This window comes from Frankia sp. AgPm24 (assembly GCF_023243055.1).
Classification (GTDB): Bacteria; Actinomycetota; Actinomycetes; order Frankiales; family Frankiaceae; genus Frankia; species Frankia umida.
Genome location: NZ_JALKFW010000184.1, coordinates 40,422 through 56,276, shown reverse-complemented (window position 1 = coordinate 56,276; position 15,855 = coordinate 40,422). Strand labels below are relative to the sequence as shown.

Sequence of the window (15,855 nt, the reverse complement as noted above, 5' to 3'; positions counted from 1 at the left end):
TCCATGGGTGGCCGTCCTGGGACCACCTCGCGGACCACAGCCTGGTCGGACTACCAACCCTTGCGCCATCCTCCGATGAGCCCGGTCGGAGGTGGTGCGGAAGGCCTAGTCAAACCTGGGCACTGTCGCCATGCGACACCACCCTTGACAACCATGGTGCTCCCGGGCTCGAACGGTAGAAAATTGCGCGGATGTCCACCGTCAGCCCTCCGACCCCCGAACGGGCCCGCCGTCGTCATGGCAGCGCCCGGGCTGGTCGCGGTGTGCGCCGGGGCGAGCGGGCCACCGCCGCGCAGCAGGCAGCGGTGACGGGCGTCGCACGATCCATGCCGCCGATAGACGATGACGACGAGCGTGACGCGTCGAGTCCGATGCGCCGTCTCGCCGCCGTCCTCCCGCAGGGGCGCGGCCTGCCGTTGGAGGACTGGACCGCCCGGCACACCCTGATGTGCCTGATGCTTGCCCTGCACCTGCCCATCATCGTCGGCTACGCCGTCGTCGAGGGCCGCAGCGCCGGGCACGGCCTGCTGGCGGCGACCCCCTCGGGTCTGCTGTTCGCGGCGGCGGTGGTGCCGGGGCGGCGCCGGGTGCGGGCGCTCGCGGCGAGCCTGGGCCTGCTGTGCTGCTCCGTCGTGCTGGTGCACATCGCCGACGGTCTGACGCCCATGTACTTCCACTTCTTCGTCGTGGTCGCCCTGATCGCGCTCTACGAGGAGTGGACGGTCTACCTGCTGGCGATCGCGTTCGTGTTCGTGGCGAACCTGACGATGGGCAACATCGTCACGGATGGTTCGCAGATGCTGGACAACGCGTGGTTGCTCGCCGGTCTGCACGCCGGGTTCATCTTCGCGTTGGCCTGCGCGCAGATGGTCTTCTGGCACTACAACGAGCAGTCCCGGCGCCGGGTCGAGCACTACCGTCAGCAGCTGCACGAGGGGCAGCAGTCCCTCATGGCTCGGCTGGAGGAGACCGACCGCATCCGCAGCGATCTTGTCGCCACGGTCTCGCACGAGTTCCGCACGCCGCTGACGGGTATCCGGGGAAACCTGCTCACCATCCGCCGCCGCCGCGACCGGCTCACCGACGCCCAGCTCGACGACCTGCTCGACACCGCGGTGCGCCATTCCGACCGGCTTTCCCGGCTCCTGGAGAACATGCTGACGGCCGCCACGGCCACCGGCACCGACGAGACGACGATCGCCGACCTGCCCGAGGTCGTCCGGCACGTCCTCGCCGGCCTGCCCTACACCAGCTCCCCCAGCAGTGTCACGGTCGACCTGCCGGACAAGCTGTCCGTGCGGATGGCCCGCCAGGCCCTCATCCAGGTCGTCGCGAACCTGGTGGACAACGCGCTGGTGCACTCCTGGCCGGGTGCGCCGGTGCGGCTCATCGCCGGCCGGGTGGGCGACGAGGTCGTCCTGCGGGTGCGCAATCCCGGCCCCGACCTGGATCCCGACACGATCCGCCAGCTCTTCGAGCCCTTCACCCAGCGCGATGGCACGGCGACCCGCTCCACGGACGGTGCCGGGATGGGCCTGTACGTCGTGCGCAGACTGGTCGAGGTGCACGGCGGCCGGCTGCGCATGTCCTCGGACAGCGGCGAGATCATCGTCGAGGTGAACCTCTGGGCCGCCACCGCGACCGCCATCCCCACCGTGGACGAACCCGAGTCCGAGCTCCCGGTCCCCATGCCGCTGCCACGCAGCCTGCTGCGGGTGGACGACAGCCGACCGTCCCGATCGCTGGGCCGCAGCCGCCCCGAGCTGCGCTCCCTGCCCTCCTCCTCGGACGTCAGCTCCCTCCCGATCGACCGCTTCGGCTGACCTCCCGGGCCGCCTCCGCCGCCGGGCCGCCGCCGCACGCCCGAAGGCCGCCGCTCGTCCTGCTGCCCGCCCCGGCCCGGTGTCCGCCGCAGGTCCGGCACCGACCCCGCCGGCCCCCAGAAGCCGCGCCACAGGACGTGCCATCGTCGAGGGCGGGCGTCCGCGGGCGGCGGGCGATGCAAGCGGGCAGCGCAGCGGGCCGTGGGGTGTCGGGGACGCCACGCACGACAACGCCCGGCAGGGCTGCCGGTGAGGGCAGTCCGACCGGGCGTTGGACGGGTGTCCGGGAAGGGCCCCGGCCTACTTGGCGGTCGCGGGCGTCGCCTTGGCGGGCGGCGCCTTGGCCGGGGGCGGGGTGGTCGCGGGGGCGGCGCAGGTGAGGGTGAGGGTCACCGTGGTGGAGCCGCTCGGGCGTCGTCCGGTGGGCGTGTAGCCAGTGACCTGGCTGGTGTAGCCGGACGGGCAGGCACCGTTGATCCAGTAGAAGCCGGCGGCGTTCAGGGTGCTCTTCGCCTTGGCCTCGGTCATGCCGGTGACGTTCGGGACGACCGTGCAGTCGTTGCCCTGGACCTGCAACGCGATGCGGGTGGTCTTCGCGACCTTCGTGCCCTTGGGGTTCTGGCGCACGACCGCGTCCACGGCCCCGTTGTCGTAGCAGTCGAACTTCTTGTCCACGTTCTGGAAGCCCGCGGCACCGAGGGTGTTGACCGCGGCGTTGACCGACGAGCCCTCGGTGTTGGGCACCGTGGCCGTCCCGTCATCGGTCGGGGACGGTGCCGGGCTGCTTCCCGCGGTCGGTCCGGTCGTGGGTGCGGCCGAGGTGGCGGGGGCGGCCGTGGCCGCGGGCGCGGCGCCGGCCGCGGTGGACACCGGGTGGGCGCCGGGTCGACCGACGACCCCGGCCTGCGTCGCACCGGGGATCGCGACGATCCCGCCGCCGGGGCTCGTCGACTCGCCCGGCGCGGTGGTCGCGCTCGGGTCGAGCGAGACCTCGACGCCGGTGGCCGCGCTCAGCGAGCTGTTCGCGTCACCGTTGGACGCCAGCGCCCAGCCGCCGGCGCCGGCGACCAGGGCGACGACGAGGCCGGCTCCGGCGGCGATCCGGGTGCGTCGCCGACGGTCGGCGCGCCGTGCGCCGTGGCCACCCGGCCCACCGCTGGACGGGGTGGGCTGCTGAGCCGCGGACATGACCGTGTTGGTGTCGGCCGCCGGGCCACCGGAGTGAGCCGGAACCCGGACGACGGGGGCGAACCCGGTCGGCGCGTCGGCGTCGCTCCAGCCGCCGGCCCGGCTCCCGGTCGGGCTGCCCCCACCGGCGCCGCGACCGGCACCCAGACCGCGACCAGCACCAGCGCCCGCACCGGTGGCTCCGGCGATCCGGGTCATCTCCACGTCGGAGTCCCAGCCTCGGCCGGTTCGTCCCACGGTGGTCGCGGGCAGGCCGCCGGCGATCTGGGTGTGCTCCAGGTCGCTCCAGTTCCCCCGGGTGTCACCGCCGCCCATCGCCGCGGTTCCCATCACGCCGGCTCCCAGCGCGGCGGTGCGCGGCGCGGTGGCACCCTGGGCGGCGGCCCCGGTGGAGCGGGCGCCCAGGACCCGGGTGCTGGTGGGGCGGGCGACGGAGGTGTAGCGCCCGGGGGGCGCCGCGGCGGGGCCGATCGGCATGCCTGCCGGCGCTGCCGCGGCGGCACCACGCAGGCTTGCGGCGAGGGCCTCGTCGAGTTCGTCGGCCGCCTCGGCGGCGCTGATCGGCCGGGCCCGCGGCGATTTGGCGAGCATGCGGGACAGGACATCCCACAGGGGTGCCGGGACGCCGTGGATCGGCTGTGGTTCGTCCTCGCGATGCGCGCGCAACAGCTCGACCGGGTTCGGCGAGTCGTACGGCGGCGAGCCGGCGAGGATCTCGTAGAGCACGACGCCGGCCGCGTAGACGTCGACGGCGGCGGTCGGCGGGGCCCCCGCGGCCAGCTCCGGCGCCATGTACAGGGGAGTGCCGACCGGGCCGGTGGCCTGCTGGGTGTGGCGACCGATCATCCGGGCGATCCCGAAGTCGGTGAGTCGCACCACCGGACGATCCGGGTCGGCGGAGTCGATGAGGATGTTCTCGGGCTTGACGTCGCGGTGCACGATGCCGGCCGCGTGCACCCGGTCGAGGGCGTCCAGCGTGCCGATCGCGATACCGACCGCCTCCCGGGCGGGGCGTGGCCCGTACTGCCGCAGATGGGCCCGTAGGTCAGGACCGTCGACGAGGTCCATCACGAGGGCCAGCGTGTCCGGCTCCCTGACCAGGTCGCGCACGGCGACCAGACCGGGGTCGTCCAGTTTGGCGAGCAGGTCCCACTCCCGCAGGAACCGTTCGACGATCACCGGGTCATCGGCGAGTTCGGGCCGTAGCACCTTGATGGCGACCGGCGTGCCGTCGGAGACCCGCTCGCCCTGCCATACCTGGCCCGTCGTGCCCTGCCCCAGTACCTCGTGCAGCACGTACCGCGAACCGAGTCTGCGCACCGCGCCCTGCCCCTCCCTGGCGCCGCCCGTGGCGGTTATGCCTTTCGACGGCGCCGCCGTGGGCGCTTCTCGCCCATCCGTGCGGAACCCGGAGATCCCCCGAGACCGGATGCCGCTGGCGCCTCGGGTGGTCCATTTCGATGGTGCGGTGGACCACCACGTGCTTACCAGTTGCAATGGCCCGCTTGGACCATCCGATCTGCCACTCCGATCATCCGAGACGGACGACTCGAACAGGCTACGACGTTGGGCCTCGTCAACCCGCGGCGGGGCGGTGCCGCGGTCGGTTGACCGCCCGGTTGGTGTAGCCCCGGCCTGCATTTGTTGTGGGGCCCGAATGGGTGATTCCCATTGTCCCTCTGGGGCGCGAGCACGCGGATCACCAGCGGAATCGGGGTAACCGCGGACGTGATCGAACGCCCGGATGGCGGATCACACCCGTCTCCGCGCAACCATCCGCCGATTTCCGGTGTCCGGCAGTTGACTGTTGCGGTGTCCGGCAGTTGACAGTGCGGAACGCGTGATTGCGCGGATTGCTCAGTCGGATGCCACCGCGGTCGACAGCCGCCGGGCGGCTTCGATCACCGCCGCGCCATGACGACGTCCCGGCGAACGGGTCAGTCGCTCCAGCGGCCCGGACAACGACACCGCGGCGATGACGGTGCCCGCCTCGTCGCGGACCGGTGCCGACACCGAGGCGAGTCCGGTCTCCCGTTCACCCACGCTCTGCGCCCACCCCCGCTCCCGCACCTGGGCGAGGACCGCCGCGTCGAAGGGGGCGGCGCCGATCAGGTCGGGCTCCGGCTCGTCGGCGAACGCCAGCAGGACCTGCGCGCCGGACCCCGCCGTCATCGGCAGGGCGGCGCCGACCGGCACCGTGTCGCGCAGCCCGCTGGCCCGCTCGGAGGCCGCCACACACAGCCGCAGTGCGCCGCGGCGCACGTAGAGCTGGGTGCTCTCGCCGGTGGCGTGGCGCAGCTCGGTGAGGATCGCGTCGGCCTGGTCGACCAGCTCCCACGGCAACGGGGCCGCGATACCGGCGGCCGCCGCCAGCCGCGGACCGGCCACGAACCGCCCGGCCGGGTCGCGCCCGACCAGCCGGTGCACCTCGAGGGCGCTGGCCAGTCGATGGGCCGTCGCCCGGGTGAGCCCGGTGCGCGCGACCAGATCGGTGAGCGAGACGGGGCCGTGCTCGACGGCGGCCAGGACCAGGGCCGCCTTGTCAAGGACGCCGACTCCGCTAAGCTGTTTCATAAGCTGATACTGCCATCCTGAATCCTGGGACGACAACATCCTGGGACGACAACATCCTGGGACGACAACATCCTGGGGTGACGTCGTCCCGAGCGGACCATCTCGGGACGACGTCACCCCACGGCGCTCACCGGCCGACGACGCCAGCCCCGCCGGCACCCGGCACCCCGGCACCCCGGCACCCGGACGTCCCGACATCCGGGCGGTTCGGCGTCGTGGCGTCCGGGGCCATGGCGCCCGACGTCATGGCGCCCGGGGCTGTGACGCCCGGGATGTCGGCACCCAGCATCGACGAGCGGCGCGAGAACGACGAGCGCCGGAAACCGGAAAGGAGCGGGTCGGTCATGGGCCGCACACTCGCGGAGAAGGTCTGGGACGCCCATGTGGTGCGCGAGGCCGAGGGCGAACCGGATCTGCTGTACATCGACCTGCACCTGGTGCACGAGGTCACCTCGCCGCAGGCCTTCGAGGCGCTGAGGCTGGCCGGACGGACGGTCCGCCGGACCGACCTGACCCTGGCCACCGAGGACCACAACGTTCCGACGACGGACACGCTGCTGCCGATCGCGGACCCGGTGTCGGCCGCGCAGGTCGAGGCGCTGCGCAGGAACTGCGCCGAGGCCGGCGTGCGGCTGTTCCCGATGAACGACCCCGGCCAGGGGATCGTGCACGTCGTCGGACCGCAGCTGGGGCTGTCCCAGCCGGGGATGACGATCGTGTGCGGGGACAGCCACACCTCCACCCACGGCGCGTTCGGCGCGTTGGCCTTCGGCATCGGCACCAGCCAGGTCGAGCATGTGCTGGCCACCCAGACGCTGCCGCAGCGGCGACCGAGGACGATGGCCGTCACCGTCGAGGGTGACCTTCCCCCGGGCGTCACCGCCAAGGACCTGATCCTGGCGATCATCGCGCGGATCGGCACCGGTGGCGGTGCCGGGTACGTCATCGAGTACCGCGGCGCGGCGATCCGGGGCCTGTCGATGGAGGGCCGGATGACCGTCTGCAACATGTCGATCGAGGCCGGTGCGCGCGCCGGCATGATCGCGCCGGACGAGACCACCTTCGCCTACCTCGCCGGCCGCGAGCGGGTCGCCACCGGCACCGACTGGGATGACGCCGTCGCCTACTGGCGCACCCTGGGCTCCGACCCGGACGCCGAGTACGACCACGAGGTCGTGATCGACGCGACGACCCTCACGCCGTATGTCACCTGGGGGACCAACCCCGGCCAGGCCGCCCCGCTGGGCTCGCCGGTGCCGACCCCCGAGGACTATGCCGACCCGGCCGCCCGTGCCTCGGCGCAGCGGGCGCTGACCTACATGGGCCTCACGGCCGGCACCCCGCTGTCCGAGGTCGCCGTCGACACCGTGTTCATCGGGTCGTGCACCAACGGCCGGCTCAGTGACCTGCGGGCGGCCGCCGAGGTGCTGCGTGGCCGGCGGGTGGCCGACGGGGTCCGGGTGCTGATCGTGCCCGGCTCCATGCTGATCAAGTCCGAGGCCGAGGCCGAGGGCCTGGACGAGGTGTTCGAGGCGGCGGGCGCGCAGTGGCGCAGCGCCGGCTGCTCGATGTGTCTCGGGATGAACCCGGACACCCTGGCGCCGGGGGAGCGCAGCGCCTCGACGTCCAACCGCAACTTCGAGGGTCGCCAGGGCCAGGGCGGACGGACCCATCTGGTGTCCCCGGAGGTGGCCGCCGCCACCGCCGTCACCGGCCGGCTCACCGCCCCGGCAGACCTGTAGCGCCCGGACCGTCCCGCGCGCTCGACCCTGTCTTCGTCTCACCGCAGAAAGGAGCGTTTCCGATGGAGGCGTTCATCACCCACACCGGCCGGGCCGTGCCGCTGCGCCGCAGCGACGTGGACACCGACCAGATCATCCCCAGCGACTGGCTCAAGCGCATCGAGCGGACCGGTTTCGGCGCCGGCCTGTTCTCCGAGTGGCGCGCGGACGAGAGCTTCGTGCTGAACAACCCCGCCTACGCGGGCGCCTCGATCCTGCTCGCCGGGATGGACTTCGGCACCGGCTCCTCCCGCGAGCACGCCGTGTGGGCGTTGCAGGACTACGGGTTCCGGGCGGTCATCTCCGCCCGGTTCGCCGACATCTTCCGGGGTAACGCGCTCGGTAACGGCCTGCTGCCGGTCCAGCTCGCGGCGCGGACGGTGGAGCGCCTGCAGACGGCGGTGGAGCAGGACCCGACCCTCGAGATCACGGTCGACCTGGTCGCCCGGGAGGTCCGCGGGGCCGATGTCGCGGCGTCCTTCGAGCTGGACGACTTCACCCGCTGGCGGCTGTTGGAGGGCCTCGACGACGTGGGCCTGACCCTGCGGCACGAGGAGCTCGTCACCGCGTTCGAGCGCACGCGGCCGGCCTGGTTGCCGACCACCGGCTGACCGGGTGACCCACCCCCGTGCGTGTCCCCGAGCCCCTGCGGCCAAGAATGTGATCGAAATCACATAAGGGCCGACAGGGGTGCGGGGGCGGGTTGACGACTTGCCCTGCGGTGTCGGCAATCCGGCCATCGGTCATCGCCCGAGGCGTTTGGATGGCTACGTAGCAGAGTGGTCCTGCCCCCGTTGGAGGCGGCTGGCGACCAAAGCGTGACATTGAGCCCAAAAATTCCGGCGACACTCGTCACTGAACGTGATGAATCTACCGGTTGGTTGGGGTGGTTCGCACAGCACGCATCCCGTCGCCCACTGGCACGAACCCGATGACGTGCGGGTTTGTGTGACGCGACACGGTGGCGGGAATTGCCCTCGCCAGTGGAGATGCCTACGGTGCAGCGCAGTGTGATGCCCGATCTGCTCCCCATCCCGCGCCCTGCGGGGCGTCCGGAGGTTGTCGTGAACAAGTCCCAGTTGGTTGACCGCATCGCCCAGCAGATCGAGGGCGGACGATCGAATGCCACCAAGGCGGTCGACGCGGTGTTCGACGCGATTCAGGAGGCCGTCGCCAGCGGCGAGAAGGTGACGATCACCGGCTTCGGCGTGTTCGAGCGGGTGGAGCGCGCCGCGCGCACCGGCCGCAACCCGGCGACCGGCGAGCCCGTGCACGTCGCCGCCTCCGTCGTGCCGAAGTTCCGGCCCGGTTCGGAGTTCAAGTCCAGCGTCTCGGCGAGCTCGGACTGACCGGCGGTGCGGGCGCCGGTCACGGCTGGCTGGCGCCAGCCGGTGCCGGTTACCGGTGCCCGCGCCGGACGGCCTGCGCCATGAGGTCATGCTGGTAGTCCGCGAGCCGGACGTCGTCCGACCCGTTGGTGTGCCGCTCCCACCGGCCGTCGGAGCGCAGGTCCCAGGCGGAGACCTGGTCGGAGAAGGCGTGGTCGAGCAGGTCGCGCAGGCTGTCGCGGTCCGCCGACTGACCCACCCGGACCAGCGCCTCGATCCGACGGTCGAGGTTGCGGTGCATCATGTCGGCGCTGCCGATCCAGAACTCGTCCGTGGACGCGAACTCCAGCATCCGGCTGTGTTCGAGGAACCGACCGAGAATCGATCGGACGCGTACGGTCTCCGAAAGTCCCGGCACACCCGGGCGTAGTGCGCAGATTCCACGGACCAGGCAGTGCACCGGTACGCCCGCCTGGGAGGCGTGGTAAAGCGCGTCGATCACCTGCTCGTCCACCAGGCTGTTCACCTTCAGCCGGATGCCACACGGACGGCCCTGCGCCGCCGCCCGTGCCTCGGCGTCGATCCGGGCCAGGATGCCGTCGCGCATGTGCTGGGGGGCGACCAGCAGCGAGCGGTACTCGGTCTGCCGGCTGTACCCGGTCAGCACGTTGAACAGGTCGGTGAGGTCGGCGCCCACCCCCGGGTCGGCGGTGAGCAGGCCCAGGTCCTCGTAGAGCCGGGCGGTCTTGGGGTTGTAGTTGCCGGTGCCGACATGGCAGTACCGGCGCAGCCCGCCGCGCTCCTGCCGGACGACCAGGCAGGTCTTGCAGTGGGTCTTCAACCCGATCAGGCCGTAGACCACATGGCAGCCGGCCCGCTCCAGTTCCCGGGCCCAGCGGATGTTCGCGCTCTCGTCGAACCGAGCCTTGATCTCGACCAGCACCACCACCTGCTTGCCGGCCTCGGCGGCGGCGACCAGCGCGTCCACGATCGGTGAGTCGCCAGAGGTGCGGTAGAGCGTCTGCTTGATCGCCAGTACCTGCGGGTCGGCGGCGGCCTGCTCGATGAACCGCTGCACCGAGGTGGTGAACGAGTCGTAGGGATGGTGGACCAGCACATCGCCCTCGCGCAGCACCGAGAAGAAGTCGGGGGTCTCCCCCTCCTCGGTGGACAGCCGCGGATGGGTGATCGGAACCCGCGGCGGGTCGCGCAGCTCCGGGCGGTCCAGTTCGTAGAGCGCCCACAGCGCCGACAGGTCGAGCATGCCCGACACCCGGTGCACCTCGCGCTCGGTCACCTCGAGCTCGCGCATGAGCAGCGACAGCAGGTCGGCGTCGATGCCGGCGTCCACCTCGAGGCGGACCGCCGGGCCGAAGCGCCGCCGGGCCAGTTCCCGCTCCAGGGCCTGGAGCAGGTCCTCCGCCTCGTCCTCCTCGACCTCGAGGTCGGCGTTGCGGGTGACCCGGAACAGATGCGAGTTGATCACTTCCATGCCGGGGAAGAGCTGGTCGAGGTGGGCGGCGATGACCTCCTCGAGTGGCACGAAGCAGGCCTGCCGGTCCGGCTGGCCACCCCCGGCGCCGCCCTGGCCGCGACCGGCTCCACCCGTGTCCGGCTCGTCGGGGGACACCGGCACCAGCCGTCCGACGTTCTGCGGCACCTTCACCCGGGCGAAGCGGTCGGTCTCCCCACCTGGCTCCCGTACCTGCACCGCGAGGTTCAGTGACAGGCCGCTGATGTAGGGGAAGGGGTGGGCCGGATCGACGGCGAGCGGTGTGAGCACCGGGAAGATCTGCTCGTGGAAGTAGTCGTGCAGCCGTTCGCGCTGCGCCTCGCTGAGCTGGGACCAGAACCGGATGCTGATCCCGGTGTGGGCCAGCGAGGGCACCACCTCGTCGGTGAAGCAGCGCGACTGTCGCTGGGACAGCTCGGAGGCCGTCCGGCTCACCAGGTCCAGTTGCTCGCGTGCGCTCAGCCCGTCGGCGGAGCGCACGGCCAGACCCGTGGCCTCCCGGCGCATCAGCCCGGCCACCCGCACCATGTAGAACTCGTCCAGGTTACTCGCGAAGATCGCCAGGAACTTCGCCCGCTCGAGCAGCGGCGTGGCGACGTCCTCGGCGAGCGCGAGCACCCGGGCGTTGAAATCCAGCCAGGACGACTCACGGTTGATGAACCGGTCGGCGGGAAGATCCGAGGGCGCGGGGGTGCGGGGCGCCTCCAGCGGCTCGAGCAGACCGCTGCGGGCCTTGCGCTGAGGCTGCTCGGGTCGGGTCGCCATCAGCTCGCTCATGACACTAGATGGTGCCAGTCCCCGGCGAACTCGGCACTGCGGCCGAACAGCCCGAGTGCCCCGCTCAGGGCGCGGCTGGCGGTGCGGTGTGGTCTGGGTCTCCCTCGGCTGTCCCCGCTGTGAGTGGCTGGTTGCGGTAACGGCAACCCTCGACCCGCCCGTCAGGGCCGAGTTAACGGTGTGGAAACACCTGGCGGCGACGATCGGCAGCGTGAGCGAAACATCGGCGCTCGCCGGGTCGGACCGGTGGGCTGACGGCGGTCGACCGGGTGGGGCGGCGACCATCCGGAGCGTGTCCGAACTCACAGCGGCCGGCGTTGGTGGCGCCGTGACGGGTCGATCGTGAGCGGTCAGCAGGTGGCCACCGCCACCGAGGATCTGCTGGGGCTGCCCGCCGGAACCCGGGTCGGCTACCAGATCACCCAGCGGCTCGGCTACACCTACGACGGCGCGGCGACCGCGCTGCGACACCGTCTGGTGGTCGTCCCGCCGCGGCGTCATGGTGACCAGTCGGTGCGGGAGTCGAGCCTTGTGGTCTCGGCGCCGGCCGCCGAGGTCACCTGGCAGCGCGGCGCCGACGGCCTGCGGGTGGCGGTGATCGAACTGGCGCGGGTGCCGCCCCGGCTCGACTTCGACGTCGAGGTGACCCTGGAGCGGCTGGTCGGCGGTCCGCGACCCGCGCTGCGCGCCACCGCGCTGGGCGGGCGCAGGTTGCTCGCGTCCACCCCCCTGACCGCGCCCGACGCGGCCCTGACCGCCGCGGCCAGGGCGCTGCGCGCCGAGGACCCGCTGCTGACCGCCCGCCGGTTCTGCGCCTGGGTGCACAGCCACATCCGCTACGTCCCCGGCAGTACTGACGTGACGACGACCGCGGCCCAGGCCCTGACCCGAGGAACCGGGGTCTGTCAGGACCAGGCCCACGTGATGCTGGCGCTGTGCCGGGCGGCCGGTCTGCCGGCCCGCTACGTCTCCGGGCATCTGGTCGGCGACGGGCCGTCCCATGCCTGGGTCGAGGTGATCGTGCCCGACGGCCTGCCGGGCCGGCCGCGCCAGGCGGGTCCCGTGGGTCTGGCCGGGCTGCCGGGCGCGGTCGCGGTCGCCTTCGATCCCTGTCACGACCGGGAGGCCGACCTGCGCTACGTCACCGTCGCCGTCGGACGGGACTACACCGACGTCGCGCCCACCTCGGGGCGTTACACGGGCACCGGCCGCGGTCTGCTGCGGACCACCCAGCGGGTGAGCGTGCTGGCCGTCCACCCGCCGGATGGGCGCTCCCCGAAGTCAATCGACGACCGAGAGTGACGACAGGCACCGTCGGGACCGCGCGGCACGCGGGATGCGTCGCCACTCTTTGTGGTAGGGCGATCACGGAATAGGGTCGCGTGGGGAGGCAGCGACCCCCTGGCAACTTTCTGCGATCAGTTCGGCCGATGTGCGCGTTCTTCGCGGATCCCACTGTCCCGGGTGGCCGACGCACGGGGGAGGAGGGCGAGGCGGGTGTTGCTCGTCGACGCCACCGCCGTCGCCGCTGGGCTGGGTGCGGCGATCAGCTGCGGCTGGGCCGGGCGCCGGCTTGGCCGCTCCAGCGGCCGTTGGATGTGGTGGCTTGCGCTCGCCCTGTCCTGCTGGACCCTGGGTCAGGCGGTCTGGCTGGTGCGGCGCTTCGATCAGGCGATGGACGGCCGCCGGGGGATCACCCAGGTCGGCTACCTCGCGGATGCCGGGCACCTGGCGATGCCGGTGCTGGCGCTGGCCGCCCTGGCCAGTGTGCCGGCGCGGCACGTCGGTCGACGCGGGGACCGGCCCTGGCCGCGCGGCGGGTCGGCGTCCCGGACGCGGCAGCGGGTGATGCCGCTGGGGCCACCGGCGACCCTGCTGGGTGCGGCCGGTGTCGGTGGTGGCCGATGGGGCCCGGCCCTGGCGGCCGGCTTCGGCCGGACCGGTACCGGGATCATGGCCGGCCTGCCCACCGGGGCCGCCGCGGTCGCCCTGGACGAACTGATCATGGCGGGCTCGCTGTTCCTGCTCACCTGGTCGGGGCTGCTCACCGGACTGCCCACCGAGGCCGCCGCCGGCGCGGACCTGATGGCGGTGGCCTACCCGGTGGTGATCCTGGCGCTGGCCCTCACCGTCGTGCACGTGGCCGGCTACCGGGCGCCCGTCGACCGACCGGCGGTGCTCAGCGCGGGCGTGGGCCTGCTCGCGCTGGCCCTGGCAGCCCTGTGGAGCACCCGAACCGCCCTCGGGCCGCTACCGGGCCCAGTCCCGGGCCCGGGCCCGGGTTCCGGCCATCTGGACGTCTCCCGCGGCTGGGGGGTGTCGGTGGGCCCCGTCGCCGCCGGGCTGGCCGCGACCACCGTGCTGGGAGCCCTGCTCGTGGTGGCGGCGGCGCTGCGGGTGGTCCGCCACGGCAGTGCCCCCCCGGCGCTTCGCCGTCCCGCCGGGTCGCGATCGGGGGCGCGCCGCCCGGGCGTCCCGCGGGGCGTCGGCGCGTGCGGCGGCCTGCTGGCGCGGCTGGCGGTGCCCTACCTCGCCGCGGGCGCGGTGGCGGCGCTGGTGCTGGGGCGGTCGCGGACGCGGGGTGCGCTCGACCCCGTCGAGGGCGTCGTTGTGGCCCTGCTGGTCACGGCGGTGGTCCTGCGCCAGCTGCTCACCGCGCGGACCAACGAGCGGCTGATCTCCGTGCTCGGCGACGCGGAACGGGAGGTCCGGCACTGGATCTCCCATGACCCGCTCACCGAGCTCGCCAGCCGGGAGCTGTTCCGCGAGCGGCTGAACACCGCGCTTGCCACCCGCCGGCGCGACGGCAGCGACGTCGCCGTCGTCTACTGCGACCTCGACGACTTCCGGGTGATCAACGACAGTCTTGGTCATGCGGCCGGCGACCAGCTGCTGCGGGCCGTCGGGCAACGGCTGCGGCACTGCGTGCGCACGGCGGACACGGTCGCCCGACTCGGCTCCGACGAGTTCGCGATCCTGCTCGACGGCGGCCGGGAGCTGCCCGAACAGGTCGCCGAGCGGATCCTGACGGCGCTGCGCCAACCGGTCGCGGTGGGCGGCCACCAGTGGCCGGTGCACGCGAGTGTGGGCCTGGTCGTCGCCGGCCGGACCCAGGAGACGACCGAGGTCCTGCTGCGCCGCGCCGACATGGCACTGCACGCGGCGAAACAGACCGGTCGCAACCGACTGGTGGTGTACCGGCCGGGCCTGGGCCAGACGCCGCAGGCGCAGCTCGTCGCCGGCACCCACCTGGCCGACGCGCTGGCCACGGCGCTGTGTCGGGGTGGCTGGTCGGCCGGGTTCGCCGTGCACTACCAGCCGATCGTGCGGCTGACCGACCACCTGCCGGTCGCCCTCGAGGCCCTCGCCCGGTGGACGGCCCCCGGCCGCGGCCCGGTGCCGCCCAACACGTTCGTCGCCGCGGCCGAGAGCAGCGGGATCGTCGGCACCCTGGACGATATGATCATGGGTCTTGCCTGCGGGGAGATCGCCCGGGCGTTCCCCGACTCCAGCCTGCGGTTGCACGTCAACGTCTCGGCCAGCCGGGTGGCGGACATGACCCTGCTCGACAGTGTGGTGCGGGCGCTGGCGACCAGTCGGTTCGACCCGGCCCGGCTGGTCGTGGAGATCACCGAGACCAGTCGGCTGACCGATCTGCGCGGTGCGCGCGAGGTGCTCGACGAGGTGCGCGCCCTCGGGGTGGCCGTCGCCCTCGACGACGTGGGCGCCGGCCACAGCACCCTGGCGGCCCTGCACCTGCTGCCCGTCGACGTCGTCAAACTCGATCGGACGCTGGTCGAGGCGCCGCGCGACGGCGGGCGGGTCGCGGCGATGCGCCGCTCGATGATCAGCCTGGCGCACGCGCTGGGGGCGGTGGTGGTGGCCGAGGGCATCGAACGGGAGACCCAGCTGGCCGAACTCACCGAACTCGGCTGCGAACTCGGCCAGGGCTACCTGTTCGCCCGGCCCGGCCCGCTGCCGATCCCGCTGGTCGGCCGCGGCGACCCGCCGCCCCTCGCCGACTAGCGGGCGGGTGCGGCGGCGCGCAGGGCGGCACTGGTGTGGCGGCCGACGCCGAGGACGCGGGCCTCGGCCAGGTCCGTCGTCGTGTCCACGTCGCGGCGTAGGCCGGGCACCGTGGCGCCGAGCGCCACAGTGAGGTCGACAGCGCCGGAACGGCGATGAGCCGCGTGACTGTCCGCGCCGAACAGCGGGACCAGCGCGACCCCGGGCAGCGCGGTGAGCAGCACCGTTCCGGTGCCGGAGGTGTCGGCGAGCACCGCCCGCGGGTGACCTGCGGCGACGGTGAGGGCGTGCTGCAGCTCGGCCGGCCGCAGGGCGGGCAGGTCGGCGGACATCGCCGCCACCGGCCGCTGCGGCCAGCGCTGGCGCGCGTGCTGGTCGCCGTGGCGCAGCGCGGGGTTGAGGCCCCGGTCGGGGCGGTCCGCCACGATCAGCACCCGGGCGTCGGAGCCCGACGCCCGGGTGAGCGTCTCGTCCACCGTCCGGTCGCCGCTGACGACCACGACGGCGCCGACGCGGTCCGGGGCGAGAGCGAGCACCGCCGTCACCGTGTCCAGCGCCATGGCGAGGGCCAGCCGGCGGCGATCGGATCGTTGCAGGCGGGACTTCGCTCGGTCCAGGTTCTTCAGGGGCAGCAGAACCGTCCAGGGCGCCTCGCCGCGGGGGAGCGACACGAAGGCGACCCTAGGCCATGAGTCGGGCGGGCGTTGCGCACGATGGTCATGGAGGTTGCGTCTACGGTCGATGGCGAAGGGACGCCGAAGGGCGCCGATCTCCCTGAGGAGCAGTCATCGCCGAACCGATCAACGCCGCCCCCGCGGTCGACGTCGAACCGGCCCGGACCGGCC

The 15,855-nt window shown here is 73.0% G+C and carries 11 protein-coding genes; 6 read left to right on the top strand and 5 right to left on the bottom strand.

The genetic code is table 11. The annotated features are described in order from the left end of the window. The first annotated feature begins 191 nt into the window (after positions 1-191). Positions 192-1,823, top strand: a complete 1,632-nt coding sequence (locus tag MXD61_RS13195; RefSeq protein ID WP_248813272.1) for an ATP-binding protein — start codon at positions 192-194, stop codon at positions 1,821-1,823. Between the two features lie 300 nt (positions 1,824-2,123). On the opposite strand, the gene MXD61_RS13190 is transcribed toward MXD61_RS13195, so the two are convergent. The 3 genes from MXD61_RS13190 to MXD61_RS13180 form a co-directional block, all read right to left on the bottom strand. Further along, positions 2,124-4,331: a serine/threonine-protein kinase gene (locus MXD61_RS13190; RefSeq protein WP_248813271.1), complete on the bottom strand. Its 2,208-nt coding sequence runs from the start codon at positions 4,329-4,331 to the stop codon at positions 2,124-2,126. A 537-nt stretch (positions 4,332-4,868) separates the two neighbouring features. Then, positions 4,869-5,585, bottom strand: a complete 717-nt coding sequence (locus tag MXD61_RS13185; RefSeq protein ID WP_163547087.1) for an IclR family transcriptional regulator — start codon at positions 5,583-5,585, stop codon at positions 4,869-4,871. Positions 5,586-5,712: 127 nt separating this feature from the next. Next, the gene (locus MXD61_RS13180) at positions 5,713-5,931 is read right to left on the bottom strand and encodes a hypothetical protein (protein ID WP_248813270.1); all 219 of its coding nucleotides are present in this window, start codon (positions 5,929-5,931) and stop codon (positions 5,713-5,715) included. Here MXD61_RS13180 and leuC point away from each other — a divergent pair. The 3 genes from leuC to MXD61_RS13165 all read left to right on the top strand — a co-directional run bounded on the left by leuC (position 5,930) and on the right by MXD61_RS13165 (position 8,715). Continuing rightward, on the top strand, positions 5,930-7,327 hold the full coding sequence (leuC, locus tag MXD61_RS13175; RefSeq protein ID WP_248813268.1) for a 3-isopropylmalate dehydratase large subunit: 1,398 nt from the start codon (positions 5,930-5,932) through the stop codon (positions 7,325-7,327). The two genes, MXD61_RS13180 and leuC, sit on opposite strands and share 2 nt — an antisense overlap. 62 nt (positions 7,328-7,389) lie before the next feature. After that, entirely contained in the window at positions 7,390-7,977 is a 588-nt protein-coding gene (gene leuD, locus MXD61_RS13170; RefSeq protein WP_248813266.1) for a 3-isopropylmalate dehydratase small subunit, read from the top strand. 453 nt (positions 7,978-8,430) lie between these two features. Next, on the top strand, positions 8,431-8,715 hold the full coding sequence (locus MXD61_RS13165) for an HU family DNA-binding protein (RefSeq protein ID WP_163547079.1): 285 nt from the start codon (positions 8,431-8,433) through the stop codon (positions 8,713-8,715). A gap of 49 nt (positions 8,716-8,764) precedes the next feature. On the opposite strand, the gene MXD61_RS13160 is transcribed toward MXD61_RS13165, so the two are convergent. After that, the gene (locus MXD61_RS13160) at positions 8,765-10,984 is read right to left on the bottom strand and encodes an RNA degradosome polyphosphate kinase (RefSeq protein WP_248813265.1); all 2,220 of its coding nucleotides are present in this window, start codon (positions 10,982-10,984) and stop codon (positions 8,765-8,767) included. A gap of 342 nt (positions 10,985-11,326) precedes the next feature. On the opposite strand from MXD61_RS13160, the gene MXD61_RS13155 reads away from it, so the two are divergent. Together MXD61_RS13155 and MXD61_RS13150 are read left to right on the top strand one after the other, a co-directional pair. Then, positions 11,327-12,286 carry a transglutaminase family protein gene (locus MXD61_RS13155; RefSeq protein WP_248813263.1) on the top strand — a complete coding sequence of 320 codons (960 nt, stop codon included), beginning with the start codon at positions 11,327-11,329 and terminating at the stop codon, positions 12,284-12,286. A gap of 195 nt (positions 12,287-12,481) precedes the next feature. Then, complete coding sequence (locus tag MXD61_RS13150) at positions 12,482-15,010, top strand: EAL domain-containing protein (RefSeq protein ID WP_248813261.1); 2,529 nt, start codon at positions 12,482-12,484, stop codon at positions 15,008-15,010. Here the strand turns inward: MXD61_RS13150 and cofC are convergent. Further along, positions 15,007-15,681, bottom strand: a complete 675-nt coding sequence (cofC, locus tag MXD61_RS13145; protein ID WP_248813259.1) for a 2-phospho-L-lactate guanylyltransferase — start codon at positions 15,679-15,681, stop codon at positions 15,007-15,009. The two genes, MXD61_RS13150 and cofC, sit on opposite strands and share 4 nt — an antisense overlap. Between the last annotated feature and the right edge of the window lie 174 nt (positions 15,682-15,855).